At 73.9% G+C, this 26,714-nt stretch carries 19 protein-coding genes; 11 read left to right on the forward strand and 8 right to left on the reverse strand.

What is annotated here, in order from left to right; translation table 11 throughout:
* Positions 1–37: 37 nt before the first annotated feature.
* The gene (locus ADL15_RS30085) at positions 38–1,882 is read right to left on the reverse strand and encodes a phosphatase PAP2 family protein (RefSeq protein WP_067698223.1); all 1,845 of its coding nucleotides are present in this window, start codon (positions 1,880–1,882) and stop codon (positions 38–40) included.
* Between the two features lie 160 nt (positions 1,883–2,042).
* Here ADL15_RS30085 and ADL15_RS30090 point away from each other — a divergent pair, with 160 nt between their 5' ends.
* Complete coding sequence (locus ADL15_RS30090; protein WP_232344501.1) at positions 2,043–3,341, forward strand: jacalin-like lectin; 1,299 nt, start codon at positions 2,043–2,045, stop codon at positions 3,339–3,341.
* 76 nt (positions 3,342–3,417) lie between these two features.
* Positions 3,418–4,488 (forward strand): putative PEP-binding protein, encoded by a 1,071-nt coding sequence (locus ADL15_RS30095; protein WP_067698226.1) that lies wholly within the window; start codon positions 3,418–3,420, stop codon positions 4,486–4,488.
* Between the two features lie 15 nt (positions 4,489–4,503).
* Here the strand turns inward: ADL15_RS30095 and ADL15_RS30100 are convergent, their stop codons facing one another.
* The gene (locus ADL15_RS30100; RefSeq protein WP_067698227.1) at positions 4,504–5,208 is read right to left on the reverse strand and encodes a GAF and ANTAR domain-containing protein; all 705 of its coding nucleotides are present in this window, start codon (positions 5,206–5,208) and stop codon (positions 4,504–4,506) included.
* Positions 5,209–5,306: 98 nt separating this feature from the next.
* Positions 5,307–5,696, reverse strand: a complete 390-nt coding sequence (locus tag ADL15_RS30105) for a hypothetical protein (RefSeq protein WP_067698229.1) — start codon at positions 5,694–5,696, stop codon at positions 5,307–5,309.
* Positions 5,697–5,833: 137 nt separating this feature from the next.
* On the opposite strand from ADL15_RS30105, the gene ADL15_RS30110 reads away from it, so the two are divergent.
* The 4 genes from ADL15_RS30110 (at position 5,834) to ADL15_RS30125 (ending at position 8,855) form a co-directional block, all read left to right on the forward strand.
* The gene (locus tag ADL15_RS30110) at positions 5,834–6,544 is read left to right on the forward strand and encodes a dienelactone hydrolase family protein (RefSeq protein ID WP_067698310.1); all 711 of its coding nucleotides are present in this window, start codon (positions 5,834–5,836) and stop codon (positions 6,542–6,544) included.
* A 99-nt stretch (positions 6,545–6,643) separates the two neighbouring features.
* Positions 6,644–7,366, forward strand: coding sequence for an ABC transporter ATP-binding protein (locus ADL15_RS30115; protein ID WP_067698231.1), 723 nt, complete (start codon positions 6,644–6,646; stop codon positions 7,364–7,366).
* Between the two features lie 85 nt (positions 7,367–7,451).
* Positions 7,452–8,180, forward strand: a complete 729-nt coding sequence (locus ADL15_RS30120) for an ABC transporter permease (protein ID WP_067698233.1) — start codon at positions 7,452–7,454, stop codon at positions 8,178–8,180.
* Between the two features lie 48 nt (positions 8,181–8,228).
* Complete coding sequence (locus tag ADL15_RS30125; protein WP_067698235.1) at positions 8,229–8,855, forward strand: TetR/AcrR family transcriptional regulator; 627 nt, start codon at positions 8,229–8,231, stop codon at positions 8,853–8,855.
* Here ADL15_RS30125 and ADL15_RS30130 read toward each other — a convergent pair.
* Positions 8,822–10,000 (reverse strand): methyl-accepting chemotaxis protein, encoded by a 1,179-nt coding sequence (locus ADL15_RS30130; protein ID WP_232344505.1) that lies wholly within the window; start codon positions 9,998–10,000, stop codon positions 8,822–8,824. The two genes, ADL15_RS30125 and ADL15_RS30130, sit on opposite strands and share 34 nt — an antisense overlap.
* A gap of 205 nt (positions 10,001–10,205) precedes the next feature.
* Between ADL15_RS30130 and ADL15_RS30135 the strand changes: the two genes are divergently transcribed.
* Entirely contained in the window at positions 10,206–10,418 is a 213-nt protein-coding gene (locus ADL15_RS30135; protein WP_067698239.1) for a hypothetical protein, read from the forward strand.
* Here ADL15_RS30135 and ADL15_RS30140 read toward each other — a convergent pair.
* From ADL15_RS30140 to ADL15_RS56565, 4 genes are read right to left on the reverse strand one after another with little or no spacing between them, the layout of a single operon-like run.
* On the reverse strand, positions 10,388–12,421 hold the full coding sequence (locus ADL15_RS30140; protein WP_067698241.1) for an ATP-binding protein: 2,034 nt from the start codon (positions 12,419–12,421) through the stop codon (positions 10,388–10,390). The genes ADL15_RS30135 and ADL15_RS30140 overlap by 31 nt on opposite strands.
* Before the next feature lie 49 nt (positions 12,422–12,470).
* A complete protein-coding gene (locus tag ADL15_RS30145) occupies positions 12,471–12,977 on the reverse strand; it encodes a molybdenum cofactor biosysynthesis protein (protein WP_067698243.1) in 507 nt (168 codons plus the stop codon).
* A gap of 26 nt (positions 12,978–13,003) precedes the next feature.
* Positions 13,004–13,717 carry an NADPH-dependent F420 reductase gene (locus ADL15_RS30150; RefSeq protein WP_067698245.1) on the reverse strand — a complete coding sequence of 238 codons (714 nt, stop codon included), beginning with the start codon at positions 13,715–13,717 and terminating at the stop codon, positions 13,004–13,006.
* A 21-nt stretch (positions 13,718–13,738) separates the two neighbouring features.
* Positions 13,739–14,359 (reverse strand): TetR/AcrR family transcriptional regulator, encoded by a 621-nt coding sequence (locus ADL15_RS56565; RefSeq protein ID WP_067698312.1) that lies wholly within the window; start codon positions 14,357–14,359, stop codon positions 13,739–13,741.
* Between the two features lie 96 nt (positions 14,360–14,455).
* On the opposite strand from ADL15_RS56565, the gene ADL15_RS30160 reads away from it, so the two are divergent.
* From ADL15_RS30160 to ADL15_RS30175, 4 genes are all read left to right on the forward strand, one after another.
* Positions 14,456–15,457, forward strand: a complete 1,002-nt coding sequence (locus ADL15_RS30160; protein ID WP_067698314.1) for an NADP-dependent oxidoreductase — start codon at positions 14,456–14,458, stop codon at positions 15,455–15,457.
* Positions 15,458–15,468: 11 nt separating this feature from the next.
* A complete protein-coding gene (locus ADL15_RS56570; protein WP_067698247.1) occupies positions 15,469–17,424 on the forward strand; it encodes an AfsR/SARP family transcriptional regulator in 1,956 nt (651 codons plus the stop codon).
* Positions 17,425–17,508: 84 nt separating this feature from the next.
* Positions 17,509–19,410: a hypothetical protein gene (locus ADL15_RS30170; protein ID WP_067698248.1), complete on the forward strand. Its 1,902-nt coding sequence runs from the start codon at positions 17,509–17,511 to the stop codon at positions 19,408–19,410.
* A 111-nt stretch (positions 19,411–19,521) separates the two neighbouring features.
* Positions 19,522–26,688 (forward strand): DUF4011 domain-containing protein, encoded by a 7,167-nt coding sequence (locus ADL15_RS30175; protein ID WP_067698250.1) that lies wholly within the window; start codon positions 19,522–19,524, stop codon positions 26,686–26,688.
* The last annotated feature ends 26 nt before the right edge of the window (positions 26,689–26,714 follow it).

The raw sequence follows: 26,714 nt of genomic DNA on the forward strand, positions 1-26,714 counted from the left end.
CAAGGACGCCGCGGCTTTGTGGACAGTGCCGGCCCGGTCAGACGGCCCGGATCCGCACCGCGATCGTGTCGCCGTAGGTGACCGGTTCGGCCCGGAACCCGGGGGTGGTCACGACGATCGAGGCGAATCTCCCGCGCAGGCGGCGAGCCTTGATCACCGGTACCGGTCCACGGAACGAGCCCCGGCCCACGGTGATCGACAGCGTGACGTGCGCGCCGAGCACGGCGTCGTCCTCGACGGTCAGCGCGGTCTTGCCGTGCGGATCGAGGGTCACCGCGAGGGTGCCGCCGCTCTGCCGGAACCCGCCGCGCACCCGCACGCCGTCGTCCGCCAGCCGCAGTGTGCCGCCGGTGACGGTCACGTCGCCGGCGCCCAGCGCGGTCCGCGACTCCGCGGTCAGCGTGCCCTGGGCCAGGGTGACGCCGCCCCGGAAGTCGTTGTCGCCGGCGAGCGTGAGCGCGCCCGAGCCGAGCTTGACCAGCCCGCCCCGGCCGCCGATGTCGTTGCGCCAGGTGTCGGCGGCGTGGAAGCCGCCGAGCGCGGCGTCCAGGGTCACCGCGACGCCTGCGTCGAACGCGCCGTAGCCGTCGGCGGCCGCGAACAGGTTCAGCCGGCCCCACTGCTCCGGGCCGTCCAGGATCGGGTGGCCGGAGGTCAGGCCGGTGGTCCGGAGCACCTCGCGGCGCTGCCCGGCGTCCAGGTACGGCAGCCGGGTCTCGAGCAGCACCTCGGCACCGGTGGGCACGGTGACCGGGACGCGCTTGCCGTGCGCCGGCAGGTCGTACGTGTGCTTGTGCCTGACGTTCTTGACGTTGATCTTGCGCTCGGCCTCGGTGGAGCGTGCGTAGCCGAGGACGTCCGGGCCGACCTGGGCCTGGAAGTAGGCGAGGGCCTGCGCCCGCGCGTCCGCCTTGACCGTGGCGTTCGCCGGGTCGCGCAGGATCGCGGCGGCCAGCGCGGTGGCCAGGATCCGGCCGCCGATCACGTCGGCGGGGGAGTGCATGCCGGCCACGATCCGGGTGTGCGCCAGGTCGTACGCGGTGGCCACCAGCTCCTGGAAGCGCTCCGGCACGGCGTACGCGTAGGCGAGCGCGGCCAGGAAGAGCGCGTTGGTGTGGCCGCTGACGTACCCGCCGTCCTCGGCCGGGTTGGTCCCGCGCTGACGCAGCAGCGCCGGCACCACGACCACGTCGGACGCGTAGACCGGGAAGCCGAACGCGTCCACCGCGCCGGTGTCGACGACCTGGCTGTCCTCGGTGACCCGCCACGGGCGCGGGTACTGGAACGCGAACTTCGCCGGGTTGCCCGACGAGAAGTTGCCGCGCAACGTGTTGACCAGCGTGGCCACCTTGCCGAGCGCGGAGGTGGTGGAGCCCGCGCCGAGCGCCGAGCCGGCCGGGGCGCCGGCCGGTACGGCGTCGCTGACCGTGGTCGCCGGCGTGCCGGCGGGCGCCGTGGTGATGCCGGTGACGGCGAGCGCGCCGGCCCGGTAGAGCGGGGCCAGCGGGCCGAGCCCGGCGATCGTCGAGTAGCTCTGGTGCTGGCGGTCGACGACGAACGCCGTGGCCGCCTCGGCGTCGGTGCGGTGCGTGGTGACCTGCACGACGTACCGGATGTTGGCGCGCAGGAACGCGCGGTCCAGGACGGTGCCGGTGTTCCAGGTGGCGCCGGTGGCCCAGACCCGCCGGACGCCGGAGAGGATCCGCACGGCGGCGTTGGTCTCGACGGTCAGGTTCGCCGTGAGGTTGGTCTGGTAGCTGTCCACAAAAGCCGCGGGGGCGACGGCGGCGGAGGCGGCGGACCCGCGAAGTACGGGGCCGGCGAGAAGGCCGGCGGCGGAGGCGCGCAGGACGGTCCGGCGGCTCACGGAGATCGGAGGCATGGGGAAACTCCACGAGGCGGTAGCGGGGCAAGATCGCGGCCCAGCTTTCGTGCGGGTTTCCAACTCGCGGGTAACAACCGCGGATGTGAGCGTGAACATCGATGAACGTACCGATGCTGGGGTCTTCCTATCGGGCGGTTCGGGCCCTAGCGTCCGGATCGTGCTCACCACACGCATCCCCGTCGCGATCGTGGCGCTGACCGCCACCCTGATCGCCGTCCCCACCGCCCCCGCGTCCGCCGCACCCACCGGCGGAACTCTGAAGGTTCTTTCCTACAACATTGCCGGACTACCCGACATCCTGTCCAGTGCGGAAACGGATCGGCAGTCCGCGACGACCGCGATCGGCTCCCGGATCTCCGGGTACGACGTGATCCACGTGCAGGAGGACTTCAACTACCACGCCTATCTGTACGCCACCGACACGCACGCCTACCGCACCCCGACCAGCGGCGGCGCCGGCATCGGCTCCGGGCTGAACAGCCTGTCCTCCTACGCGTACGACACCGACGACTTCGAGCGCGCCGGATGGAACTCCTGCCAGTACGACTCCGGTGACTGCCTGACCCCCAAGGGCTTCACGTTCAGTCGTACCCGGCTGGCCGAGGGCGTCTACGTCGACTTCTACAACCTGCACACCAACGCCGGCACGAACGCCGGTGACCTCGCCTCCCGGGCCGACAACCTGAGCCAGCTCACCACGTTCATCGCCGGTCACTCGGCCGGCAACGCGGTCGTGGTGATGGGCGACACGAACACCCGGTACACCCGGACCGGCGACACCATCGCGGAGTTCACCGGCGCCAACGGCCTGACCGACGCGTGGGTGCAGCTGGAGCGCGGCGGGGTGGCCCCGGCCAAGGGCGCCGACCCGCTGCTCTGCCCCGAGGACACCTGCGAGGTGGTCGACAAGATCCTGTACCGGGGCAGCCGGCTGGTCACGCTGACCGCGACCTCGTACCACAACGAGCACGCGTCGTTCCTCACCGCGGACGGGCTGATGCTCTCCGACCACGACCCGATCAGCGCCGGCTTCTCCTGGACGGTGAACCCGGCGTACCAGTTCAGCGAGCAGTTCGGCGGCCCGCACGGCGACTACTTCAACGACGTCGAGCGCGCCGCGGCGGCCACCACCGTGGGGCTGCGGGCCGGTTCCCGGGTCGACGCGGTGTCGCTGGGCGCGCTCAGCCACGGCGGGACCGGCGGCACGGCCACCGCGCTGACCCTCGGCAGCGGCGAGTACGTGACCGGCCTCTACCTGTGCCGGGGTGTCTACAACTCACGGACCCGGATCTTCTACGCCCGGTTCACCACCAGCCTGGGCCGCACCCTGGCCGGCGGGAGCACCACATCGGACTGCGTGACGCGTACCGCGCCGGCCGGCTGGCAGATCGCCGGGTTCCACGGCCGGGCCGGCGCCGAACTCGACAAGGTGGGTGTCATCTATACGAAGCGGTGAGCCCGACTGCCCGAAGCGCGGGCAGCGGTGACGTCCGGTCGCGGCTACTGTCGGCCTCAACGAGGCGAGGTGGCGGATGAGTGACCGGACCGGCGACGAGCCAGGTATCGCGTACGGCTACGGCCGGCACCGCGGCCTCCTGGTGGACCGCACCGGCATCGAGGAGATCGTCTTCGGTCAGGTCCTGCTCTACCTGGAGAAACCCGACGCCGACCTGATCCGCGCGATGGCGCCCCGGCTCTCCGGGGTGATCGTCGAGGAGGCGGTCACCCCGTACGCGCCGGAGGCCCGCGCGCTGTGGTCGCTGCCGGTCCCGGTGCTGACCGGGGTGACCGTCGACGACAGCTGGCTCGGCCACGACGTGGTGGTCGACTTCGACGCCGGGACCACCGCGCCGCCGGTGCCGGCCGGCGCCACCACCCTGCGCGTGCACGCCGAGGTGACCGGTCCCGCCGAGGCCCGGGCGGCCGCTCACCTGGCCGACGGCTGGGCGCCGCTGCGCGCCGAGGACCTGCGCGCGCTGACCGCGACCGATCGCGCCGAGCTGTGGCGGCTGCTGGCCGGGTCGGACCGCTCGCTGCCGGCTGTCCGGTGGTTCGACGAGCAGGCCGGCGGTCCGCCGGCGGCGTCATTCGGCCGGCGCGGCGTCCGCTCGTTGCTCCCGGATGCCGTCGATTCCTTTCGTACGATCATCGAGGCGTTCCCGGGCGGTGACCCGCTCGTCGTGCTCCCGATGGTCTCGGACCGGCGGGAGATCTCCGCGTTCACCGCGGTCACCGACGCCCGCTGGCGCCTGGGCCTGGACATCGCCACCCCGGCCGCCGCGCTGACCGTCGCCGATCTGGTCGACGACTGTCACCTGCTCACCGTCGCGACCGCCGACCTGGCCCAGCACACCCTGGTCTGGGACCGGAGCATCCGCAACGACGTGCTGCTGCCGGTGGACCGGCTCCCGGCGATCGTGGCCCAGCTGGTCGAGTGGTCCGCCTCGATCGCCACGTCCCGGTCCGTGCCGTGCCTGGTCGCCGTCGACCTGCGGCCCAGCGTCCGGCTGCACGACCAGCTGCGGGCCGCCGGGGTGCACGACATCTCCTGCCCGGCGCCGCTGGTCCGGCACTGGCGCAACCTGCTCGACCGCACCCTCTGATCATCTCCGGCCGGGTCAGCCCCGCTGGGCGCGGTCGACCAGACCGGTGGCGACGTCGCGGAGTTTGCGGTTGGACTCCTGGGACGCCCTCGCCAGGATCGCGAACGCCTCGTCGGCGGTGCAGTGCCGCTGGCCCATGATGATGCCCTTGGCCTGCTCGATCACCGCGCGGTTCTCCATCGCGGTCTGCAGGTTCCGGGTCAGGGCCAGCGTGGTGTTGTAGAGGTGCGCGTTGGCCAGGGCGATCGCGGCGTACCCGGCGAACGTCTCGGCCAGCACCACCGCGTCGGGGTCGAACGCCCGTGCCGAGGTGGCGTAGATGTTGAGCGCACCGGACACCCGCTCGTGGATCTGCAGGCCGACGCTGAGCGCGCTGTGCACGCCGACGACGTCGGTGTTCTCCTCCCAGCCGGGCCAGCGACGCTCCGCGCCGACGTCGTCGACGAGCAGCGTGGTCCGGTCCCGGCAGGCGTCCAGGCAGGGGCCGGAGCCGCGCTCGTACTGCCACTTGTCGATCCGGTCGGCGGCCTCGCCGGTGCTCGCGACGGTGTGCGGGCCGCGGTCGCGGATCAGGGTCACCGAGACCTCGTACGCGCCGGGCACCGCCCGCTTGGCCAGCTCGGCGACGGTGGCCAGAACCCCGTCCAGGTCGGTCTCGCCCAGATTGATCCGGGCGAGCTCACGGAAGGCAGCGGTGGGGTCCATCGGATCCTGCGTCATGGTCACCCTCCTTACCCCGTTTCGCCGGGCGGGCAGCGCCGAACCGCCCGGCGGCCCGCGCGGGTGATTCCACGCCGCCGGCCGGGACGGGCAGGGGGTCAGGCGGTGACGTCGAGGCGGCCGTCGCCGCGCTGGGAGAGGTAGCGCAGGGCCGGCTCGAGGTAGCCGGCGACCGGGTTGCGGCCCGGCGTGGCCTGGTCGTAGCGGCGGGACAGGTCCTTCAGGTACGCCGGGGTCACCTCCTGCCCCGGAGCGAGCCGGCCCGCCGTGCGGTCCGCGGCGATCGCACCGGCCAGCGAGTTGATCCAGCCGGAACTGCGCTGGCCGGGGTCGATGCGCTGGCCGGTGGCCTGGTAGATCAGCTCGCGGTCGCGGTCGGAGAGGGCGTCCGCGTCGTCGTGGGCGTTCTGGTGGCGTTCCCTGGCGGACGGCCGGACCGGTGGCACCGAGGACGTCTGCGGGGTGCGGTTCAACCGGGAAACGGACATCGGGGATGGACCTCCTGAGGCACTCGTCATCCTCCAGATCGGCCACCCTCCGGAGCACCTGAGGGAGCAACGGAGGACGCGTACGGTGAGAGCCGTCCCCCCGGATGCGCGCCACGGACGTGGCCGAGCAGAAAGGGATGGACGTGACCAGCTGGACCATCACGGAACGGATCGACCTCGGCGGGGTGAGGCCGGAGGGCGACCTGACCATCGCCGAGCACGCCACGGGCGTGGTCCTCTTCGCGCACCGCGGCGGCGGTTCCCGGCAGAGCCCGCGCCGGCAGGCGATGGCCCGGGAGCTGAACCGCCGCGGGTTCGCCACCCTGCTGGCCGACCTGCTCGCGCCGGAGGAGGACACCGGGGCGGGCGGCCTCGAGATCGGACTGCTCGCCGACCGGCTGGTCACCATGATCGACTGGGTGCGCCTGCACCCGGCCACCGCGGGCCTGCCGCTCGGGCTCTTCGGCGCCGGCGCGGGCACGGCGGCGGCGCTGGTCGCGGCGGTGACCCGGCCGGACGCGGTCCGTGCGGTGGTGTCCCGCAGCGGCCGCCCCGACCTGGCCGGACCAGCGCTGATCGAGGTGGAGGCGCCGACCCTGCTGATCGTCGGTGAGCGGGACGAGGCGGTGCTCGCGCTCAACGAGGAGGCCCGCAACACCATGCGGGTGCACGCCGAGCTGCGGATCATCCCGGGCGCGACCCGCCGGTTCGAGGAGCCGGGCGCGCTGGACTCGGTGGCCGAGGAGGCCGCGGAGTGGTTCGGGTCGTTCCTCACCCCGGCGATGCGCCGGCCGGCGGGCCGGCATCCGGCGCTGCAGCACCTGGCCGTGGCCCGCCGGTGGGATTGAGACCGCCGGATTTCATCATGCGTTGAAATACACTCTCGACCGCTCTCCAGAATTCATCTAGCGTTGAGTTCAACACTTGATGAGTTCCGGGGAGGAACCATGGACACCGCGATCGAGGTCTCCGGCCTGGTCGTCAGACGCGGGAAGCGAGCCGTGCTCGACGGCTTCTCCTGCTCCGTCCCGCGGGGCAGCGTCACCGGGCTGCTCGGCCCCAGTGGCAGCGGCAAGACCACCCTGATGCGCACGGTGGTCGGCGTGCAGAAGGTCGCGGCCGGCGAGGTGACCGTGCTCGGCGTCCCGGCCGGCGCGCCGGCGCTGCGCAGCAAGATCGGATACCTGACCCAGGCGCCCAGCGTCTACGCCGACCTCACCGTCCGGGAGAACGCGCGCTATTTCGCCTCGCTGCACCGCCTCGGCAAGGACGCCGCCGATCAGGCACTGGAGACCGTCGGGCTGACCGGCGCCGCCGGCCAGCTGGTCGCCGACCTGTCCGGCGGCCAGCGCAGCCGGGCGTCGCTGGCCTGCGCCATCGTGAGCCGGCCCGAGCTGCTGGTGCTCGACGAGCCCACCGTCGGGCAGGACCCGGTGCTGCGCGACGAGCTGTGGGCGCATTTCCGGCGGATGGCCGCCGACGGCGCCACCGTGCTGGTCTCCAGCCACGTGATGGACGAGGCGAACCGCTGCGACCGGCTGCTGCTGATCCGCGAGGGCGTGCTGATCGCCGACGACACCCCGGCCGCGGTGAAGAAGTCGGCCGGCACCGACGACCTGGACCAGGCGTTCCTCAACCTGATCCGCGCGCACGAGGCGGTGGCGGCATGAACGACTGCACCGAGCGGCACCTCGCCGCGCCGGGGAGCGACCTCGCGGGCGCGGGCCAGCAGAGCATGCCGAAGGAGGGCACATCATGATCATGCTGAGCACGATCCGGCGGATCCTCACCCAGCTGCGGCACGACCCGCGCACCATCGCGCTGATCGTCGTGGTGCCCACCCTGCTGATCACCCTGATCTACTTCATGTACGACGGCCAGCCCCGGGTCTTCGACCGGATCGCGTTGACCATGCTGGGCATCTTCCCGTTCATCACGATGTTCCTGATCACCTCGATCGCCATGCTCCGGGAACGCACCAGCGGCACGCTGGAGCGGCTGTTCACCACCCCGGTCGGCAAACTCGACCTGCTCTTCGGGTACGGGATCGCGTTCGGCGGCGCGGCCGCCGTGCAGGCGGCGGTCGCGGCCGGTTTCGCCTACGGGGTGCTGGGCATGCGCGCAGCCGGCGGCCTCGGCCTGGTCGTGCTGATCGCGGTCGCCAACGCCGTGCTCGGCGTCGCGCTCGGCCTGCTGTGCAGCGCGTTCGCCCGCACCGAGTTCCAGGCGGTGCAGTTCATGCCGCTGGTGGTGGCGCCCCAGCTGCTGCTGTGCGGGCTCTTCGTGCCCCGTGAGGCGATGACCGGGTGGTTGCAGGCGATCAGCGACGTGCTGCCGATGTCCTATTCGGTGCAGGCGCTCACCGAGGTCGGCCGGCACGCCGATCCGACCGGCACGATGTGGCGTGACCTGGGCGTCGTGCTGGGCGCGATCATCGTGGCGCTCGCGGTGGGCGCCGCGACGTTACGACGCAGGACAGAATGATCGCGTACGACCGGTAGCGGCCGCGTCGTACCGGAAGGGGTTGGTGAGATGGCACGACGGACCGGGCGGCGGCCCGGCAACCAGGACACCCGGGAGGTGATCCTGACCGCCGCGCGGGCGGCGTTCGCCGACAAGGGGTTCGACGGCGCCTCGATCCGTGCCATCGCCACCGCCGCCGAGGTCGACCCGGCCCTGGTGCACCACTACTTCGGCACCAAGGACAAGCTGTTCCTGGCCGCGATGCAGGCGCCGATGGACCCGGCCGAGCTGCTCGACGCGGTCGCCGAGGGAGACCTGGACCAGGTCGGCGAGCGCTTCGTCCGGCTGTTCCTGACGATCTGGGACGGGCCGGGCGGCGCGGCCGGGGTGGCCCTGCTGCGCTCCGCGGTCGGCAACGAGTGGACCACCAGGCTGTTCCGCGAGTTCGTGGTGACCCAGATCCTCCGGCGGGCGGTGCCCAAGCTCGGCCTCGACGACGAGCAGGGCCCGTTGCGGATCACCCTGGCCGCCAGCCACATGGTCGGCGTCGCGATGGCGCGGTACGTGATCAAGGTGGAGCCGCTGGCGTCCGTGCCGTCCGAGACGATCGTGGCGATCGTCGGGCCGACCGTGCAGCGTTACCTGATGGACCCGCTGCCGGATCAGTCGACGTCGCCGCCGAGCGTGGTCAGGTAACTGTCGATCGCGTTGCGGGTGGTCGTCGGCAGGTCCTGGAACTGCAGACCGATCTCGATCAGACCGTCCCGCGGTGTCCGGCGCATCACCTTGGCCTCGGCCGAGCCGCCCAGGCCGTCCATGGTGAACTCGGTGCGGACGACGTCGCCGATCGCCACCCGGACGTCGGCCGGGACGGTGCAGCCCAGCCCGTCCGAGCTCAGGTCGACCACCTGCGCGTCGACCGGCGTGGGCCGCGACGACACCCGCAACCGGACCGTGCCCTCGGCGTTGAGCCGGTCGTGCCGGCGGCGTTCCAGGCGTTCGGCCACGTCGGACAGGTCGCCGATCTGCGCCATCGTGGCGTCCACGCTGCGGTGCAGCTGCTGCACGATGGCGTGCTGCTGATCGGCGATCCCGCCGAGCTGGCGCATGGTGTCCTCGATGTCGCCGACGTCGTGGATGATCGCGCTGAGCGTCTGGCCCATCTGCGCCACGTCCGACTCCAGCGCGGCGATCGTCCGGGTGATCTCCTCGGTCGAGGTCGCGGTCGTGTCGGCCAGGCTCTTCACCTCGTCGGCCACCACCGCGAAACCGCTTCCCGCGTCGCCGGCCCGGACCGCCTCGATCGTCGCGTTCAGGGCGAGCAGCCGGGTCTGCGACGCGATCCCGGAGATCACGCTGGCGATCCCGGCGACCTGCCGCAGGCTGGCGTTCAGCGCGGTGGCCGCCTCGTCGGCGCTGAGCGCCCGGCGGCCCAGCGCCTCGGCCGCGTCGTTGGTGACGGTGACCCGCTCGTGGGTGGCCGCCGCGGCGTCCCGGGCCGCGCCGACCTGCACGACCACGTCCTCCAGCTTGGTGCCGATCACCGCGGCGGTGCCGTCGATCGCCTCCTTGGCCCGGCGCCGCAGCCGCTGGTTGTTCTGCTTCTGCGCCAGCGCGGTGGCCTGCGCCTGCTCGGCCCGGTCGGCCAGCATCCGCTCGATCTCGGCGTCGCGCTGCCGGAGCGCCTCGCCGAGCTCGGCGATCATCAGGCGCGCGCTGGCCAGGGTGTCCGGCCCGGCGCTCGCGTCGCCCGAGCCGGCCTCCCGGCGCAGGCTGTTGCGGCGGACCAGCACGGCGCCGGCGGCCAGGGCGAGCAGGACCGCGGTCAGGACGAGCCACACCGGCGTCACGCCAGGGCGTCAGCGGCGGACCGGGCGGTGTGCGTCGACAGGATCACGATCTCTCCCCGCCAGGCTCGGTGTGCGGCAGACGTTCCGACGCTACCTGACCGGAAGAAGCGGGTGGGGAAAACCTCAGTTCCGCCGATGGCGGCCGATGGTCGGGCCCTCGACAGAGCGACCCCTCGAAGTGATCAAGGAGCCTCCCATGAGCATCAGCATCGGCACGTCCACCCCGTCCACGGCCTGGGAGACGCACGCCGCGTGGCTCCGCCTGCGCGGTGACTGCCAGCAGCTCTTCGACCACGTGCTGCAGGGCGCGGGCCGGCCGGAGCTCGACGACGACAAGGTCGCGGTGCTGGCGAGCCGGGACGCGATCGCGCGGATGGATCAGGGCAGTGCGGTCAACATCCTGGTGTGAGCGGACGTCGGCGAGCCGGTGACGGCCGGGAGGGTGAACTCGAAGCAGGAGCCGCCGCCCGGGTGGTTCGCGGCGCTGATCACGCCGCCGTGGCGCTCCACGATCCGTTTGCAGATGGCCAGGCCGAGGCCGGTGCCGAGGTAGTCGCCGGTCAGGTGGGCCCGGTGGAAGTTGCCGAAGATCGCCTCGTGCTGCCCGTCCGGGATGCCGATGCCGTTGTCGGCGATCCGCACCGTCACCAGCGGGTCGGCCGGTGACGAGACGGCGCTGATCTCCAGGGCCGGCACCACCCCGGGCCCGGTGTACTTGATCGCGTTGCCGACCAGGTTGTCCATCAGCTGCCGGACCAGCACCGGATCGGCTCGCACGGCGGGCAGTGGCCCGATGCTGAACCGGGGCTCCGGCTTGCCGGCCGCCACCGCCGCGTCCGCGCGGGCCACCACGATGTCCGCGACCACGTCGGCCAGCTCCACCACGACCGGTGCGACGGTGGCCTCCCGCGCCGTCGCGTACGAGAGTAGGCCGTCGATCAGCCCGCGCATCCGCGCCGAGGCCCGGATCAGCCGGGCCAGGTCGTCCTGGGCCTGCTGGAGACCGGGGTGCTCCGGTACGCCGTCCAGCGCCTCCAGCGCCGCCACGGTCCAGCCGTCCACGCTGGCCAGCGGGTTGAGCAGGTCGTGCGCCACCACCCCGGCGAAGTTGGTCAGCTCGTCGCGGTGCCGCCGTTCCGCGGTCACGTCGTGGAAGAGCACCACCGCGCTGCGGGTGCCGTCCGGGTGCGGCAGGGAGGTGGCGGTCACCCGTACCACCCGGCCCTCGGGCACCCCCGGGCTGCGCACCGGCATGTCCACCCCGCGGACGTCCTCGCCGGCCAGGGCCCGCAGGTGGGCGGTCTCGTCGTCACCGAGCAGCTCGGTCACGGCGGGGTTGCGCAGGGTCACCCGGCTGTCCGGGCCGATCACCGCGAGCCCGTCGGCCATCGAGTCGATGATCGCCGTGAGCAGGTCGGCGTGGTGCGAGGCCTGCTCCTGCTGGGTGGCCAGCTCGGCCTGCCGGGCGTGCAGCTCGGCCTTCTCCTCGGCCAGCGCGGTGAGCAGGGTGCGCCGCTCGTCCCGGCCGAGGGACAGGGCCAGGCCGACCAGGGTGACCAGCACGCAGAACAGCTGGACCAGCACGGTGCGCTGGTCGATGTCGCCGACCTGCGCGAACGGGCCGGAGCCGAGCAGCGTGTACTGCACCGCGATGCCGCTGATCACCGAGTTGTGCACCAGCACCCACGGGGTGGGCAGCCGGGTGCCGACCAGGACGGTGAAGCCGAGGAGGGCGAACGACAACGGGAGGCGGTGATCGTACGCGAAAGCACTGATCTGGCCGGCGACGCTGACCGCGAGAAGACCGGCGACCTCGACCGACCGCCAGAAGGAGGGACGCCGCCGGATCTTCCGGCCGGCGCGCAGTGCCGCGCCGACCCAGATCCCGGCCGCCCCGATGATCAGGATGCCGGTCAGGTGCCGGGCCGTCGACATGACCGAGGACGCGATCGGCATCGAGCCGGTGACCAGCCAGCGGCCCAGCATGCCGCTGACGCCGGCCGCGCAACTGGCGGCGAGCGCGGCGCCGAACAGGCCCCACAGGTCGCGCGGTGAGCGCAGGGTCTCGCCGCCGCCGGCGCCCCACAGATCCGGTCGCCAGTGGCGCAGCGCGCGGAGGAAGACGCCCACCTCGATCAGCCCGACCATCCCGGCGACCACACCGACCGCGGGGGAGGCGCCGGTGAGCCAGTTCCCGGTGCCGAGGATCCCCGCGAGCAGCAGCAGGTCGAGGCGGCGGGTGGGCGCGGCGCGCTGGGCGCAGAGCCAGACCGCCGCGACGCCGGCGGCCGGCCAGACCAGGCTGACCCCGTCGGCGACCATCGCGGTGCGCCGGCCCGCGTAGACGGCGGCGGCGTACAGGAGGGCGAACAGCACGGTCCGAGCCAGCGAGCGCCGATAGCCAGTCGTCACCCGCCACCTCCTGCCGGACGTCTGACGTAGAACTATCGACCGGTTGCGGTCATCGCTGAGGCGCTGGCGGCAAGTCCTCCAGAGTGGCCCGGATCGGTCCCACGCGCAGGATCCCGTCGTCGAGCGGCACGCAGCGGACCCCGCCCCGGCCGCGCAGCGCCTTCCACGCGCCTGGGCCGATGCTGACGTCCATCCACGCGCACGGGTTGGCGGCCCGGCGCACCGCGAGCCGGACCGGCCCGTCGCCGGAGTCCAGCGCGAGCACCGCGCCAACCAGGTCGTCGAGGGTCTTCTCGCCGAAGCGCAGCCCGGCGACCAGGATGTTGCGCCGCGCCTGGGCCAGGCCGGCACCGTCCGGAAGCGACTCCCGGGCGATCACGGTGATCGCCGCGTCGCGGTGCGCGGCGTGGTTGAAGTAGCGGTCGCCGACGATGCCGAGACCGGCCCGGACCCTGATCTCCGGGACCAGTTCGCCGTCCGGGGCCGGCGCCGGGCCGTCGGCCGGGCGGCCCTCGAAACGGTGCGCGGGTGAGGCCAGCAGCTCGACTATCTCCACCGGCCGGAGTCTATGCCCGGCGGCGCTCAGCGCACGTGGCTCAGCGCCTCCGCGAGCACGTCCTTGGCGTCCTGCACGTCCACCTCGAGGCGCTGCAGCGGCCCGCCGGTCTCGGTCAGCCGGGCGGCCTCGGCGCCACCGGCGAAGAACGGCGCGAACCCCAGCTCCTGGATGATCCGGCAGGCGGCCAGCCGGGCGTCGCGCTGGTCGGTGCAGAGGAACTCGGCGAGCAGCGGGTCGTGGCCGCGCCGCCGGCCCAGCACGTCGGTGCTGATGGTGTTGAACGCCTTCACCCAGTGCGCTTCCGGCGCCCACTCGATCAGGGTCTCCAGGCCGCTCTTGCCGTACGGGCCGTCCGGCACGGTCAGCACCGACGGGATGTCCAGCGTGGACGGGAAGCCCGGCGCGAAGGAACCGAGACCACCCGGGCCGGTCTCCCCGGGGACGGTGCCGGTGGCCACCGGGTTGGTGGCGTCGATGACCACCTTGCCGGCCAGCGCGTGGTGCGCGAGGTCGACCGCTTCCTTGGCCGACTCCCAGTTCGGGGCGAAGAACACCACCTCGCCGTACGACGCCGCCTCCGGGATCGTCATCGCCCGGATGTGCCCGTCACCGTGCTCGACCAGGTCGGTCAGCCGGTCCGGGTGCCGGGAGGTGACCGCGACCTCGTGACCGCTCTCGGCGCACCACGTGGCGAGCGTGCCGCCGAGCTGACCTGCGCCAATGACACCGATTCGCATGGTCCCAGGGTGCCTGCCGGATCATCCTTCCGCGTGGTGAACCGGGAAAACCCCGTAGATCATCCGCAGCTCGACCACGACCAGGTCGTCGACGAGTCCCTCCGGGTCGCTCGCGGCGGCGAACGCCGCGGTGCGCAGGTCGTCGATCATCTCGGCGAGGACCCGCGGGGCGGGACCGTGCGGCGCCACCCCGGCGGCCCGGTCCCGGGCGATCCGGGCGGCGAGCCGCTCCACGTGCGCCTCGCGCAGCCAGGCCCGCCACCGGGCGATCGGCGGGCAGCCGGGCGCGGCGGCCAGCGCGCCGGTCAGCAGCCGGCCCTGGTCGCGCCAGAGCGCGGCGAGCGCGGCGAGCGAACGGCGCAGCGCCGGCTCGTCCGGCCCGGCGCCGTCCAGCCACGGCCCGGCGTCCCGGCCCACCTCGCCGGCCAGGCCGTGCAGCAGCGCGACCACCACGGCGAGCTTGGAGTCGAAGTAGAAGTAGAAGCTGGACCGGGAGATCTCCGCGCCGGCGGCCAGCTCGTCGATGGTGATGGCGTCGAGCGGCTTGCGGCTGAGCAGGTCCCGGGCGGTGGCCAGGATCGCCTGCTCGCGCAGGTCACCCTTGCTGGGACCGCGGCGTCGGCCGGCGGGGGCGGTGCTCATGCCGATCACGGTAACGCGGCTGTCCGGCTGGAGTCGACACGGTGTCGAGTTTTTCGACATACTGTCGAGGAGTAACGACGACGTGTGGAGGAACTGATGCAGGAGATCCGTCTCGCCAGCCGGCCCAGCGGGTGGCCGACCGCCGACAACTTCGAGCTGGTCGAGCTGCCCACCCCGGAGCCGGGCGAGGGCCAGGTGCTGATCCGCAACCAGTTCATGTCGGTCGACCCGTACATGCGGGGGCGGATGAACGACGTGAAGTCCTACGTCCCGCCGTTCCCGCTCGGCGCGGCCCTCGACGGCGGGGCGATCGGCCAGGTCGTCGCGTCGCACTCGCCGGGTGTGCCGGTCGGCGCGACAGTGGTGCACGGGCTCGGCTGGCGTGACTTCGCGGTGACCGACGCCGCCAAGGTACGGGTGATCGACCCGGCGGCCGCGCCCACGCTCTCCGCGTACCTCGGGCTGCTCGGGATGACCGGGCTCACCGCGTACGTCGGCCTGCTGGACATCGCCCAGTTCCGCGAGGGCGACACGGTCTTCGTCTCCGGTGCGGCCGGCGCCGTCGGCAGCGTGGTCGGGCAGATCGCCAAGCTGCGCGGCGCGAAGCGCGTGATCGGCAGCGCCGGTTCCGCCGGGAAGGTCGGCCACCTGGTCGACGACCTCGGCTTCGACGCCGCGTTCAACTACAAGGACGCCCCGGTCCGCGAGCAGCTGCGCGCGGCCGCGCCGGACGGCATCGACGTGTACTTCGACAACGTCGGCGGCGAGCACCTGGAAGCCGCGATCGGCTCGCTGAACAAGTTCGGCCGGGTCGCGCTCTGCGGCGCGATCTCGCAGTACAACGAGACGTCCGCGCCGGCCGCGCCGCGCAACCTGGCCCTCGCCATCGGCAAGGAGCTCAACCTGCGCGGCTTCATCGTCGGCAACCACGGCAAGCGGATGCCGGAGTTCGTCGAGGAGGTCGGTGGCTGGCTGCGAGCCGGGCAGATCTCGGCGCCGGAGACGGTGGTGGACGGGCTGGCCAACGCGCCGGAGGCGTTCCTCGGGCTGATGCGGGGCGAGAACACCGGCAAGATGGTCATCAAGATCAGCGAGTAGGAGGGTCGCGGGTGACCGACTTCGCGGTGCTCGGGCCGGTGGCCGCGACCGGGGCCGACGGCGCGCCGATCGCCCTCAAGGGCCCGATGCACCGCGCGGTCCTGGCCCGCCTGCTGGTCGCCCGCGGCCGGGTGGTCCCGGTCGGCGTCCTGGTCGCCGATCTCTGGGTGGCGCCGCCGGACGGCGCGATCGCCGCGGTGCGGACGTTCGTCGCTGCCCTGCGGCGGGCGGTGGAGCCGGACCGGATCCGCCGGGCGCCGGGCACGCTGCTGGTCACCGAGGCTTCCGGGTACGCCCTGCGCCCCGCCCCGGGCACCGTCGACGCCTGGCGCTTCGAGGAGATCGTCCACGCCGCCGCTCCGCCGCTCGCCCACCTGGACGAGGCGCTGAGCTGGTGGCGTGGCCCCGCCTACGCGGACTTCCCGGACGCCCCGTGGGCCGCCGCCGACCGCGCCCGCCTCGCCGAGTTGCGCCTGCGCGCCCTGGAACGCCAGGCCACCGCCCGCCTCGAACGGGGCCGTGCCGCCGAGGCGGTCCCCGACCTGGACGCCTACGTCACCGAGCACCCGTGGCGGGAGGAGGGCTGGCGGCTGCTGGCCCTGGCGCTCTACCGGACCGGGCGGCAGGGCGACGCGCTCGCCGTGCTGCGCCGGGCCCGCGCCCTGCTGGTCGGCCAGCTCGGCGTCGACCCGGGCCCGGCCCTGCGCCGTCTGGAACAGGACGTCCTGCGCCAGTCCCCGGCCCTCGACCTGGTCACGGGCCCGGCGCGCGGCCCCGGCCCGGCAGCGGAGGTGCCGCCCGGCCCCGACCTGGCCGCCGGCGTGCTGGCCCGGGCGGCGGAGGCGTATGACCGGGTGGCGGGCACCCGGGTCCGGCTGGAGTCGGCGGTCGGACTGCTGCGGAACCTGGCGGTGACCGGCGCCGGTGGCCTGTCCGCGGCCCGGGAACAGCGCAGCGCGGCCGTCGCGGCGGCCGAACAGCTCGGCGATCCGGAACTGGCCGCCCGGGTGATCGGCGCCTACGACGTGCCGGCCGTCTGGACCCGTGCCGACGACCCGGAGCAGGCGGCCGGGATCGTGGCGGCCGCCGCCCGGACCCTCGCCGCGCTGCCGGCCGGCCACCACGCGGCCCGGGCCCGGCTGCTGGCCACCGTCGCGTGCGAGTCGCGCGGCACCACCGACCCGTGGCCGCGGGAGTGCGCCCGGGAGGCCGAGCGGATCGCCCGCGGGCTGGACGACCCCGGCCTGCTGGCGTTCGCGCTGAACGCGGTCTACCTGCAGAGCTGTCACCGGACCGGGCTGGCGCCGGACCGGGACGCGATCGGCGAGGAGCTGATCGGGCTGGCCGCCCGGCACGGCCTGGTCACCGCCGAGGTGCTCGGCCACCTGATCCGGATTCAGGGGCGGGCCGCGCTCGGCGACCTGGCCGGCGCGGACCGGCACGCGGCGGCGGCCGGTGCGCTCGGCGCGCGCTACGAGTTGCCGCTGGTCGGCGTGTTCACCGAGGGGTACGCGGCGCTGCGGCTGGACATGACCGGCGCCCCGCCGGCCGACGTCGAGCGGGCCTACCGGGAGCTGGCGCCGCGGCTGGACGGCGCCGGGATGCCCGGGCTCAGTGCGGGGCTCGTGCCGCTGGCGCTGCTCGGGATGCGGGTGCGGCGGGGGCTGCCGCTGGGGGAGCGGGGCGACGACTTCGGGCCGTACCGGAGATGGGTCCTGCCGCTCTGGGACCACCGGGAGTTGCGGGACCTCCCGGACCCGCCGCCGGATCTGCTCGCCGAGGCGCTCTGGAGCCTGGTGGCGACGGCGGCGCTGGCGGCCGGTGACCGTGCGGCGATGCTGCGGGCACGCACCGCGCTGGCCCCCGCCACGGCCGAATGGGCCGGTTCCGGTAGCGGACTGCTCACCCTCGGCCAGATCGGCGGGCAACTCGCTGACCTGGACCGCGCGCTGGCAGCGGAGAGTTGATCTTTTAGATACGGTCCGTCCGGCTGAGCGTAGTCATCCGTATGGACGACGCTGCTGACGGAAAGCAGACACTAGCGTTCGCGTGTGGCAAATCGGTTCCAACTCTGGGGACAAGCGGGCTGGGCAAGTGCCGAGGTCGTCGGCGAGACTCACTACGCCAAGGCGATACGAGCGCTGTTCAACGGCGACTTCAACCCACAGGGAACCGACCTGACCGTACCGGTCCAGCTGATACCCGACCGCAGCAATCGCCACGATCGCAACGCCGTCGGTGTCTGGTCCGGTAACGCGCTGCTCGGCCACCTGCCGCGCCCCGAGGCCGCCCGGTACGTGCACGTCCTCACCGCGCTGACCAAGCGCAACCTGGTCCCCGAGGTGAACGCCCAGATCCACGGCCGGGAGTGGGGCGAGTACGACGGCCGCCCGCCCGCCTTCGTCGGCACCATCCGCCTCGACCTGGCCGAGCCGCACATGATCGTGCCGGCCAACGACCCGCCCCGCCAGGAGCACCGGCTGCTGCCGACCGGCTCCGCCCTGCAGGTCAACGGGTACGAGCGGCACGCCGACGCGCTGGCCCCGTTCCAGCGGCCGGAGGGCGAGTGCTGGGCGTACGTGACCCTGCACGAGATGGCCGACCACCTGGTCGAGGTGCGCCTCGGTGACATCCGGGTCGGTGACCTGAGCCCGAAGATGAGCGTCGAGCTGACCCCGGTGCTGCGGTACCAGTCCGAGCGGGGCCTGGTCGTCGCGGCCCGCGCCATCGTCAAGAGCAACGTCAACAAGACCGAGGTGCTGCTCTACGTCGCCCGGGTCCAGGACCTGCCGGAGAGCGTGGCCGGCCCGGCCGCCCGGCTCGCCACCAGCGGGCGGGTCGCACCGGTCTCGCCGCCGGCCACCACCACCCCGGTCCTCGCCACGTCGACCGGCCCGGACCTGCCGGCCGCCGGCACCTCCGCGGTGCCGAGCTGGATGGCCACCAGCGACGCCGTGCCGACCTGGGCGTCCGCGCCCAGCGACGCGCAGCCCACCTGGATGGACCGCAGTGAGCTGGTGCCGAGCTGGGTGCAGGCCAGCGGCCCGGTGCCGAGCTGGGCGGCCTCGGTCAGCGGCCCGGTGCCGACGATCGCCGGCAAGACCCCGGCGCCCGAGGAGCAGGTCGTCCCCGGCGTCCCGGCCCACCCGATCCCGGGCGTGCCGACCTCGCCGATGCCCGGCGGCACCATGCCGGCCAGCCCGGCCGGTGGATCGTCCGGCCAGCTCGGCGGATCGCCGGGGCAGTTCGGTGGGAGCGCTCCGAGTGGGCAGCCCACCGGCCTGTTCGACAGCAGCCGCCAGGTCGGCCCGGGCAGCGGGCTGTCGTCCGGCCCGAGCAGCGGGCAACTGGCCGGCCCGAGCGGCGGGCAACCGGTCGGCCCGAGCGGCGGGCAACCGGTCGGGCTGTTCGACGGCAGCGTGCCGGTCAGCCCGTCCGGTGGGTCGTCGTTCGACGGCAACCGCCCGACCAGCCCGTCCGGTGGGCAGTCGTTCGACGGCAACCGCCCGACCAGCCCGTCCGGTGGGCCGTCGTTCGACGGCAACCGCCCGGTCAGCCCGGCCGGTGGGCAGCTGTTCGACGGCAATCGCCCGGTGAGCCCGGCCGGTGGCCAGTTCGGTGGCAACGCGCCGGTGAGTCCGGCCGGCGGCGGGCAGCCGACCGGCCTGTTCGGCGGCTCCGGCGAGATCGCCGAGACCACGGTGATCCCGGCGCTCAGCGCCGTGATGAAGCAGCACGCCGCCACGGTCACCGGCTCCGCGCCGGTGTCGCCCGCGCCCGACCCGAACCGGCACCCGCCGATCCCGGTCGCGCCCACCGGCGTCAAGTTCCAGGTGCCGCCGGGCTGGCCGACCCCGCCGGACGGGTGGTACCCGCCGGAGGGCTGGCGACCGGAGGCCGCGTGGCCGCTCGCACCCTCCGGCTGGCAGTGGTGGGTCCCGACCTGGGACTGATTTGGGGCGGGTGGGGCGGGTGTGTCGCCAAGTTGGTCCGATCCGAGCGAAACGTCGGATTAACCCGAAAAAACGCCACCATGCGGCCCGTCGCCTTGCTGGAATGGAAAAATGCGGTGGGATCAATCGGACGGGTTGACCGGGCGGCCTGATGCCCGGGTACGGGCGACACTCGAACAGTGGCGGGATGGGCTGCTGGATCTGACCGGCGCGAATCCGCTGATCGACGTGCGGACTACGGCGCCTGGTGTGGTGGAGATCGTCAGCCCCTCGCCGCGCAGTATCGTCGAGGCGCTCCAGCAGGGTCGCGAGTGCGGCTTCCTGGGGGTCGAGGAACAGGCGGAAGGTCCGCGGCCACGGGCCGCGCACGTCTTCCAGACCGCGATGGCCGACGCGGAGATGGACACCACGCTGCGGGAGCTCCGGCGCTCCGCACGTCGTGACCTGCTGGAACAGGGCGTAGCCACGCTCTATCTGGGCCTGGGCACGGTCAGCTGGCGGGACGGCGGGAACGAGCACGTCAGCCCGATCCTGCTGATCCCGGTCGACCTGGTGACCCCGGATCCGCAGGACTATCCCCGGCTGCGGGCCCGCGCCGAGGATCCGATCGTGAACCCGGCGCTGGACATCTGCCTGCGCCGGCACCACATCGAGCTGCCCGCGGTGGACAGCCTGGCGGCGCTGGACGTCACGGTGTTCTGGGCCCGGCTGGACGCCGCTCTCGGCGACCACCCGGACTGGCACTCCGACGAGGCGGTGCTGCTCACCCGGTTCAACGTGCACCGCGAGGTGATGTACACCGACCTGCTCGACCACGAGCGGCAGATCCTCGCCCACCCGGTGATCCGGGCGCTGGCCAGCACCCCCGAGGCGCAGCCGGACGCGTTCAAGTTCGAGGTGGTCGCCGGTCGCCGGATCGACGAGGTGGCCCCCCCGGACGACGTGCCGCTGGTGCTCGACGCCGACGCCGCGCAGCGGGCCTGTGTCAGTGCCGCGCTGCAGGGCCGCACCTTCGTGATGCGGGGCGCGCCCGGCACCGGCAAGTCGCAGACGATCGCCAACATGATCGCCGGGCTGATGCACGCCGGCCGGCGGGTGCTGTTCGTCGCCGAGAAGGCCGCCGCCCTGGACACCGTCCGGGACCGGCTCACCCCGCTCGGGCTCGACGACTACCTGCTCGAGCTGCACAGCGGCCGGACCGGCCGGGACCACGTGGCGGCCGCCCTGGCCGCGGCGCTGGACTTCATCCCGCTGCCGCCGCCGGACCTGTCCACCGACGAACGCGCGGCGCTGCGCGACCACCGGCAGCGGCTCAACGCCTACGCCGAGGCGATGAACGAGGTCCGCGAACCGCTCGGCCACCGCCTGCACGACGTGCTCGGCATGTGCGCGCAGATGACCGACGTGCCGCAGGCGCCGGCCCCGGCGGAGCTGCTGATCCCGCTCACCACCCAGTCGTTGCAGCGGGTCCGGGACGCCGCCGAACGCCTCGGCCGGGCCTGGCGCCCGGCCCGGGAGGGCGAGGACTTCCTCTGGCGCGACGTGATCGATCACAACCGCCTGGACGCCCGGCTGCACCAGGCGCAGGCCGCCCTGGACCACTTGGCCGAGGCGATCGAGCGGGACCCGCTGGCCGAGGCGTTCCTGATCGGCACGATCGCTGAGGCGATCACCCTGACCACGCTGGTCGGGCACGCCGCCCGGCGGCCGGCCGAGGCCGCCGACGAGTGGCTCACCATGCCCAGCCTGGAGCCGGTGGCCCGGGCCGCCGAAGGGCTGCTGCGGCACCTGAAGACGCTGAACCAGGCCGAGGAGGCGGTCCGTACCCGGACCGGGGTCACCTGGAGCACGCTGCCGGCACCCGGCAAGCTGCCGATGATCCCCAGCCTGGCCCAGCTCAAGCCGCCGGCGGTCGAGTTGCTGCCGCTCACCGCCGCGCAGGCGCGGGGCCTGGCCCGGCGCTTCGCCGACGAGGCCGACCGGATCGAGCAGCACCAGCACAGCCTGGACCGGGTCACCGCCCGGCTCGGGCTGCCCAACGTGGTCGCGTTCACCGACCTGGCCCGGCTGGCCGCCATCGTCGACCTGCTGGCCCGGCCGGACAAGCCGGAACCGGCCTGGTTCGACAACCTGGGCACGACCGCCGCGCACGCCGCGGCGCGGAACCTGCGGCGCGTGGTCAACGTGGTGAAGGCCGCCGAGACCCGGGCCCGCGAGCACTTCAGCGAGGAGGCCCTGGCCGAGCCGGTGGACGAGCTGGCCGAGCGGTTCGCCCACGAGCACAAGGGCATCCGCAAGCTCGGGGCGCACTACCGGCGGGACAAGAAGGCGGCCGCGGAGATCGCCCGGCCGGACGTCAAACGCTCCCAGGCGGTCGCCAACCTGAACGCGGCCGCGGCCTGGAAGCGCGCCCTGCAGGAGCTGGACGAGGCCGAGGCCGAGCAGGCCGGCATCCTCGGCCGGCACTGGCAGCGGCAGGACACCGACTTCGAGGCGCTGGAGCGGGCGCTGGCCACCGCCGAGGAGACCCTGAAGGTCACCCCGCCGGAGGCGCTGCCCTCGATCATCGAGCGGATCTGCGCGCCGACCCCGAACAGCGCGATCATCCGGATCGTCGGCGAGGCAGGCAAGGAGTTCGACAGGTGGACGGCCGCGCTGCGTCCGGCCCCCGAGCCCGCGCCCCGGCCCCAGCTCGGCGCCGGCCCGATCCACGACGCGGTCACCTGGCTGCGCGCCCACGTCGAGCCGTTCACCGCGGTGGCCGAGCTGGTCCAGGCGTACAGCGCGGCGGCCAGCCGGGACTTCACCCTCGCCGAGGCGGCCTCGATCGGCCTGCTGCGGGAGAGCGCGTCGGAGGCGGCCGCGGCGCTGACGGCCAACGCCAAGGAGTACGCCACCGTGCTCGGCGCCGCGTACCGCGGCCACCAGACCGACGTGGAGGCGCTCGCCGCCGCGATGGCCTGGACGTCCGAGGCCCGCCGGGTCCGCAACGGCGCGGACATCGCGTTCACCGCCGAGCAGGCTGCGGCGCTCGGCCGGAGCCGGCCCAGCGACAGCCTGCCGGCCCGGGTCACCGAGTGGCAGGCCACCCGGGACTGGATCCTGCGGGCCTTCGCGCCGAGCCGGCATCCCGGTCTCGGCGCCGCCCTGGACGAGCGGGAGTCCGCCCGCGAGCTGATCCGCGAGCTCCTCGAGGACAGTCGCGGCCAGCAGGAGTGGTTCGACCACCAGTCGGCCCGCGCGGTGCTCGCCGAGCACGGCCTGGACGCGGTCGTCGACTTCTGCGCCCGCGAGGACCTGGCCGTCGAGCAGATCCTGCCGGTGCTCGGCCGGTCGCTCTTCCAGGCCTGGGCCGACACGATCATCCGGGACGACGACCGGTTGTCCCCGCTCGACGCAGTGGCCCGGGACCGGCTGGTCGAGGAGTTCCGGCACTGGGACGCGCTGCTGCAGCGCGCCGCCGCGGCCGAGGTGATGAACGCCGTCGACGCGCTCCAGCCGGCCGAGTCGGCGGCCGGCGAGGCCGCCCTGCTCCGGGCGTCCGCCGCCCATCAGGGCCGGCGCCTGCCGGTCCGGGAGCTGCTGGCCCGGACCACGCACGCCACCATGGCGGTCAAGCCGTGCCTGGTGATGTCGCCGGCCGACGTGAGCCGGCTGCTCCCGATCAACCTGGCCTTCGACGTCGTGATCATCGACGAGGCCTCCCGGGTGCCGGTGCCGGACGCGATCACCTGCGTCTACCGGGGCAACGCCCTGGTGGTCTGCGGCGACGACCGGCAGCTCACCGCCACCCCGATCCCCGGCGGCGACCCGCGCTCGATCCTGGAGCTGGCCCTGAGCTGCGGGGCGTTCCGTACGATCGACCTGACCACGCACTACCGCAGCCGCGACGAGTCGCTGATCGCCTTCGCCAACCACGCGTTCTACCAGGGGCGGCTCAACACGTTCCCGGCCTGGGCGCCGTCCGGCCCGGACCGCGGCGTGCAGTTGTACCCGGCCACCGGTGACCAGTCGATGGCCGATCTGGTCGCCACCCGGATCGCGCACCACCTGGTGACCCGGCCGGACCTGAGCCTCGGCGTGGTGGTGTGCACGCCGGAGGACGCCTACGAGATCGAGAACGCGGTCGCGGACATGGTCGTCCCGCCCGAGGACGACCGGCTGCGCGGCTTCTTCATCAAGGACCTGGACGTCGTCCAGGGCGACGAGCGCGACGTGGTGATCTTCGCGATCGGCAGCGAGCTGGGCGGCCTGCGCGGCCCGGACGGCTGGCGCCGGCTCAACGTGGCGATCACCCGCGCCCGCCGGCGCATCGAGGTGGTCTCCGCGGTCCGGGCCCGTGACCTGGCGGACGGCGACGACAGCCTGCGGCGCCTGGGCGAGTACTTGGACTACGCCGCCCGGGGGATCCCGGCGCTCGGCCTGGAGGAGCAACCGCAGTCCGAGGAGTCGCAGACCCCGTTCGAGGACTCGGTGCGCGACGTCATCCGCGGCTGGGGATACCGGGTGAACTCCCGGGTCGGCGCCGGCGCGTTCCGGATCGACCTGGCGGTGCCCCGCTCGTCGCGGCGCAACGCCCCGTACGCGCTGGGCATCGAGTGCGACGGCACGTCCTACGACTCGGCGCCGACCGCCCGGGACCGGGATCGGCTGCGCGAGCAGCTGCTCGACGGGCTCGGCTGGACGCTGCACCGGGTCTGGGGGACCGCCTGGTACCTGGACCGGGCCGGCGAGGAGACCCGCCTGCGGGTGGCGATCGAGGCCGCGTTCGCGGCACTGCCGGACGAGGAGGCGCCGGAGCTGACGGTCGCCACCGCCGATGCGGCGGAGGAGATCGCGCCGGTGTCGCCGGCGCCCGAGGGCGCCGCGGAGTACCCGGTCGCGGAGGCCGCGGAGGGCTACGCCGCCGGTTACGGCGATCGGGCTGCCGAGACCGTCACCGCTTTCACCTACGACATGAGCGCGGCCGCCTTCGCCCCCGCCCGGGGCTCGGCCGAGCAGGGGTCCGGGGCCGGTTTCGCCCCGGCCCAGGGCTCGAGCGGGCCGGAGCCCGAGCGGGTCGAGCGGGAGCCGATCTCCGTCGAGGAGCTGGCCGCCGCGGTCTCCGGAGTCTCGGCGGCGCCCGCAGCGGCCCCGCCCGGCGACCTCCCGGAGATCGTCGAGCCCGCGCACCTCCACGCCTGGACCGACGCCGACGACGTCGGGCTGGCCGAGGCCGAGGCGTCCGCCGAGGCCGACCTGGCCGCCGCCCACGCCACCGACGGTCCCCGGATCACGGACCCGTCGCCGACCGTCGCCGGCGGGTTCTCCACCGAGATCCACGACGCCGATCTGGTGGCCGATTCCGATCACGACGAGCCGCCGCTCGTTCGCGCTGCGGCCGTTCCGACCGAGGATCCGTGGGCATCGCACGCCGAACCGGTCCGCACCGAGATCCTCGAGGAGGACACTGTCCCGGCCGGGCACGACCGGCTGGTCCGGCTCTCGGCGCAGTTCGCCGCGGCCCAGGCCGGCGCGGAGGAGCTCGCGGCCGCCGAGGCCTACCTGGGCGCGAACCTGGAGACCGCGGTCGCCCAGCTCCGCACCGACCAGGGCGAGAGCCCCGGCTGGCCCGCCTCCACCACAGTCCGTGCCGAGGACCCGGACCGCTTCGTGTGGCCCACCGCCGCCCCGAGGAACGCCGACGAGCGGCAGCCCGCCGCCGTGACCCGCGACCAGGAACCCGAACCCACCGCACACCAGCCGACGGTCTCCACCGTCACCTGGCCCACGGCGAACCGCACCGAGCCCGCGGCCGACGACACCTGGGCCACCGTCAACCAGGCCGCCGACGCGCCGCCCGTCTCCACGGTGACCTGGCCCTCCGCGACCGCCGAGCGGCCCGCCGGCCGGCACGCCGCGTCGATCGAGTGGCCCACGGCCGCCCGCGACGAGCCCGCCGAGACCGTCGGCCGGCACGCGTCGCCGATCGAGTGGCCCTCGGCCGCCCGCGACGAGCCAGCCGGGACCGGCCGGCGGCGGGTCTCGCCGGTCGCGTGGCCGTCGGCCACCCGGCCCGAGTCGGAGACGTCCCTGCAATGGCCCTCCACCCTGCGCTCCGACGCACCCGCCGCCCAGGAAGAACCGACCGGCCGCCACGAGGAGCGGGAGCAACCGATCGGCCGTCACGAGGAGCGGGAAGGATCGGCGGGCCGTCACGAGGAGCGTGAGGCGCCGGCCGAGCCGGAGAGCATCCCCACCCTGATCGAGTGGCCCACCGCCACTCCCGCCGATCAGACCGCCGCCAGCCGGGAGGACCTCACCGAGGTCGCCGCCCGGTTCGGCGTCAGCACCGAGGAGCTGGCCGCGGCCGCCGCGCAGTTCCTGGCCGGGCTGCACGAGACCGCCGAACCGGTCGACCGGCTCGGGGCCATCTCGCAGATCCGCGCCGAGCTGGCCGAGTCGGCCAACCTCGACCCGGATCTGGCCGACGCCGCGGCGACGGTGGCCGAGCAGACGCTGCGCGCCGGCGAGGACCTCCACCGGCAGGCGTGGTACCAGGCACTGGAAGGGCAGCCGGACATCGCGGTTGCGGTCGCCGAGTTCGAGGAGACGATGGCCGCCCCGCCCGGCTGGACGCATCACGAGCCGGAGACGACCGCGGAACCGCGGTCGTCGCACGCCGACGAGTGGGCCCAGCCCTACCGGAAGGCGGACCTGGCGCCGCTGCCGCCGGATGCGGTCCTCACCGACCCGGCCCTGCGGCCCGAGCTGATCGCCGCGGTGCGGCGGCTGGCCGAGATCGAGGGGCCGGTGCACATCAGCGTCGCCCTGCAACGGATGCGGGAGGAGTGGAGCCTGGCCCGGATCACCCGCCCGGCCCGGGTCGCGATCGAGGCCGCGATCGAGGAGGCCGGGGTGGCCTGGGACGGCACCTTCGTCGGCGACCCCGACCAGGCCTTCCCGGTGGTCCGGCAGCGGGCCGACGGCGTGGCCCGCAAGGCCGACCAGGTCTCCGACGCCGAGCTCGTCGTCGCCTGCGAGAACCTGGTGATCGACGGCGGGATGCTGCCGGTCGACGACCTGCTGGCCGCGGTCACCCGGCTCTACGGCTGGTCGGCCCGGCGGTCCACCGACCTCGACGCCCGCCTGACCGGCCTGCTGGCCGACCTGGTCGCCGAGGGACACCTGCTGCAGCAGCCGGACGGCCTCTCGGCCGCACACGGCCTGCCCGACCCGACGCAGCTGCGGCGGCACGACGCCGCCCGCCGCCCGGCGCACCACCCCACCCACCACTGACCCCACCCGCTCCCACCGTCACCCGG

This window comes from Actinoplanes awajinensis subsp. mycoplanecinus, assembly GCF_001509495.1.
In the GTDB taxonomy this organism is placed as follows: Bacteria; Actinomycetota; Actinomycetes; order Mycobacteriales; family Micromonosporaceae; genus Actinoplanes; species Actinoplanes palleronii.

What these genes read in the sequence shown, in the direction of transcription:
- ADL15_RS30120 (WP_067698233.1), top strand. Translation starts at nt 7,452, where the DNA reads ATGATCATGCTGAGCACGATCCGGCGGATCCTCACCCAGCTGCGGCAC.
- ADL15_RS30125 (WP_067698235.1), top strand. Translation starts at nt 8,229, where the DNA reads ATGGCACGACGGACCGGGCGGCGGCCCGGCAACCAGGACACCCGGGAG.
- ADL15_RS30160 (WP_067698314.1), top strand. Translation starts at nt 14,456, where the DNA reads ATGCAGGAGATCCGTCTCGCCAGCCGGCCCAGCGGGTGGCCGACCGCC.
- ADL15_RS56565 (WP_067698312.1), bottom strand. Translation starts at nt 14,359, where the DNA reads ATGAGCACCGCCCCCGCCGGCCGACGCCGCGGTCCCAGCAAGGGTGAC.
- ADL15_RS30175 (WP_067698250.1), top strand. Translation starts at nt 19,522, where the DNA reads ATGCGGTGGGATCAATCGGACGGGTTGACCGGGCGGCCTGATGCCCGG.
- ADL15_RS30100 (WP_067698227.1), bottom strand. Translation starts at nt 5,208, where the DNA reads ATGACGCAGGATCCGATGGACCCCACCGCTGCCTTCCGTGAGCTCGCC.
- ADL15_RS30085 (WP_067698223.1), bottom strand. Translation starts at nt 1,882, where the DNA reads ATGCCTCCGATCTCCGTGAGCCGCCGGACCGTCCTGCGCGCCTCCGCC.
- ADL15_RS30115 (WP_067698231.1), top strand. Translation starts at nt 6,644, where the DNA reads ATGGACACCGCGATCGAGGTCTCCGGCCTGGTCGTCAGACGCGGGAAG.
- ADL15_RS30095 (WP_067698226.1), top strand. Translation starts at nt 3,418, where the DNA reads ATGAGTGACCGGACCGGCGACGAGCCAGGTATCGCGTACGGCTACGGC.
- ADL15_RS30135 (WP_067698239.1), top strand. Translation starts at nt 10,206, where the DNA reads ATGAGCATCAGCATCGGCACGTCCACCCCGTCCACGGCCTGGGAGACG.
- ADL15_RS30110 (WP_067698310.1), top strand. Translation starts at nt 5,834, where the DNA reads ATGGACGTGACCAGCTGGACCATCACGGAACGGATCGACCTCGGCGGG.
- ADL15_RS30105 (WP_067698229.1), bottom strand. Translation starts at nt 5,696, where the DNA reads ATGTCCGTTTCCCGGTTGAACCGCACCCCGCAGACGTCCTCGGTGCCA.
- ADL15_RS30150 (WP_067698245.1), bottom strand. Translation starts at nt 13,717, where the DNA reads ATGCGAATCGGTGTCATTGGCGCAGGTCAGCTCGGCGGCACGCTCGCC.